At 72.6% G+C, this 2,337-nt stretch carries 3 protein-coding genes; 1 reads left to right on the plus strand and 2 read right to left on the minus strand.

The genetic code is table 11. The annotated features are described in order from the left end of the window. Positions 1 to 65 precede the first annotated feature (65 nt). The gene (locus G6022_RS09385) at positions 66 to 371 is read right to left on the minus strand and encodes a transglycosylase family protein (RefSeq protein WP_277817779.1); all 306 of its coding nucleotides are present in this window, start codon (positions 369 to 371) and stop codon (positions 66 to 68) included. A gap of 330 nt (positions 372 to 701) precedes the next feature. Between G6022_RS09385 and G6022_RS09390 the strand changes: the two genes are divergently transcribed. Then, positions 702 to 1,583 carry an alpha/beta hydrolase gene (locus G6022_RS09390; protein WP_182639724.1) on the plus strand — a complete coding sequence of 294 codons (882 nt, stop codon included), beginning with the start codon at positions 702 to 704 and terminating at the stop codon, positions 1,581 to 1,583. A 19-nt stretch (positions 1,584 to 1,602) separates the two neighbouring features. Here G6022_RS09390 and G6022_RS09395 read toward each other — a convergent pair whose 3' ends face one another. Then, positions 1,603 to 2,067 carry an SRPBCC domain-containing protein gene (locus G6022_RS09395; RefSeq protein ID WP_182639723.1) on the minus strand — a complete coding sequence of 155 codons (465 nt, stop codon included), beginning with the start codon at positions 2,065 to 2,067 and terminating at the stop codon, positions 1,603 to 1,605. Positions 2,068 to 2,337: the final 270 nt, after the last annotated feature.

Raw genomic sequence — 2,337 nt, forward strand, 5'->3', positions numbered from 1 at the left:
CACACATCGCCCGAGAGGCGGGTGTGCGGAACGCTCTTATCGATGGCGCCGTCGGCGGACGTCGCTCAGGCCAGCGGGCCACCACAGTTGGGCCACGCGCCCGGCCCCTGTCCGGCGAGCACGCGCTCGCCGATGTCGATCTGCTGCTCGCGGGTGGCCTGGTCGGCGGTCGGGGCGTACTCGCCGCCACCGAAGCCGGTCCAGGTCTGGGCGGCGAACTGCAGACCGCCGAAGTATCCGTTGCCGGTGTTGATGTGCCAGTCGCCGCCGGACTCACACTGGGCCACCTGGTCCCAGGCGCTCGCGGGCGCGGCGGAGGCGGCGGGGGCCGCCAGCGAGGCTCCACCCGCGGCGATACCGCCTGCGAGCATCGCGCCGGTCAGGGTTCGGACGAGCTTCTTCTGCATCTCTCGTGACCTCCTGAGGTCTCGTGTCGTGCATCGGGTGTCCAGCATCGGCCGTCGACCATCGACGGGGACGGCGGACGACCCTACGAGCGGGGTACGGGGGCGACGCAACCCCGGCGCGGCGAAACCGGGGGATCCGGGTCGGGCTCGGGCGGCGGGAGTCGGGACCCCCACGGGGATCGGCACTGCTCACGGGGTCAGTTCGGTGCGACACCGCGACCGCCGGGCTCTGCGGTGAGATGGCTCACCTCGCCGTCGTCCCGCGTCGCGCTCCCGACCCATAGGCTCGGCGGCATGTCCGATCACATGATCCGAGTCGACGGGCGGCGCATCGCCGTGCACGAGTGCGGCGACCCCGCCGGGCAGCCGGTGATCCACTTCCACGGCACCCCGGGCTCGCGTCTCGAGATGGACTTCGGCTCCGACCTCGCCGAACGGGCGGGAGTCCGGGTGATCGGCGTCGATCGCCCCGGTTACGGCCTGTCCGACCCCGGGCCGATCAGCCCGGGCGGGGTCGCGCGGGACGTCCTGGCGGTCGCCGACGAGCTGGGGGTGGCGCGGTTCGCCGTTTCGGCCTGGTCGGGTGGAGGGGCGTTCGCGCTGGCCACCGCCGCCGCAGCGCCCGATCGCGTCATGCGGGTGGGGGTCGCCGGGGGGTTGGCCCCGTTCGATCGGATGCCCGGGGCGCGCGAGGCGCTGACCGCGGGAGATCTCGAGGCGCTCTCCCACTTACCGGGGGACCCCGCCCGCGCGGCCGAGTTGTTCCTGTCCGGCAACTCCGGGTTCCTCGACGCGATGCTCTCGGTCAGGGACGACGAGACCGCGCCGTGGGTCGACTGGATGTGGGCGGACAGCGACGCGGCGGTGATCGCCGACCCCGCGGCCCGGCGGGCCCTGTTCGTGAACTTCCGCGAGGCGCTCCGGCAGGGCACCGGGGCGATCGCGTGGGACAACGTGGCCTTCGTCGGCCCGTGGGGCTTCCGGGTCGAGGACGTCCGCGCACCCGTGCACCTCTGGTACGGCGACGACGACGAGATGGCCCCACCGGCCAACGGGCGATGGCTCGCCGAGCACCTGGGCGCGGCCGAGCTCACGGTCTACGCGGGTGAGGGCCACCTGCTGCCGCTGGCCCACTGGGGCGAGATGATGCGGGCGCTGACCACCTGCGGGAGCTGACCACCACGGAGTGAACGGCTCAGCCGGCCACCGCGGCGGCGAGGTTGGACAGCGAGTCCTCGAGCTGCTGCTCGGACACCAGCGGGAAGGACACCTTCTTGAGGATCTCCTTGTCGGTGACCTTGCCCCAGTCGTAGGTCAGGCGGACCAGCGTCGACTCGGGCCCGCGGTTCTCGAGCTCCCAGACCCACTCCCAGCCGGGGGGCTCGGTGCCGGCGGGCGCAGTCTGCCACGCCAGGATCTTGTCCTTGCCGTAGCCGGTGACGTGGTTCTCGGTGCGGTACTCGCCACCCATGTGCTCACCCTCCATGTCCATGGAGAACACGTCGCCCACCTGCTGGATCCGGTCGGACTTGTAGTCCCCGCGGACGAAGCCCGAGCCGTCCAGCCTGGCGTGGTTCTCCGGGTTGGTGAGGATGTCGAAGATCTCGGCCGCCGAGTGGTCGATCACGCGCTCGACGGTGACGCTCGTAGATGTGGTCATGTCTCCCACCTTGCACGTCGGCGCCGTCCCGTGCATCCGGTCGCCGCGACCCGCGCCGGGTCGCCACCCCGGTGAACTGCCGCTACGGTCGTCACCATGGACCAGTCGACACCGCACCGGACCGAGGCGTCCCCGTCCGAGCCGACCCCGACCGAGCCGACCCCGACCGGGGCCCACGCGACCCGGGGCACGGGGTGGGCCATGCCCGTCATCACGCTCCTCGGGGTGGCGGCCGCCATCGTGGCCGCGTTCGTCGGCAGCGGCGCCCTC

The sequence above is a fragment of the Dietzia sp. Cai40 genome, from assembly GCF_014145165.1.
Taxonomy (GTDB): domain Bacteria; phylum Actinomycetota; class Actinomycetes; order Mycobacteriales; family Mycobacteriaceae; genus Dietzia; species Dietzia natronolimnaea.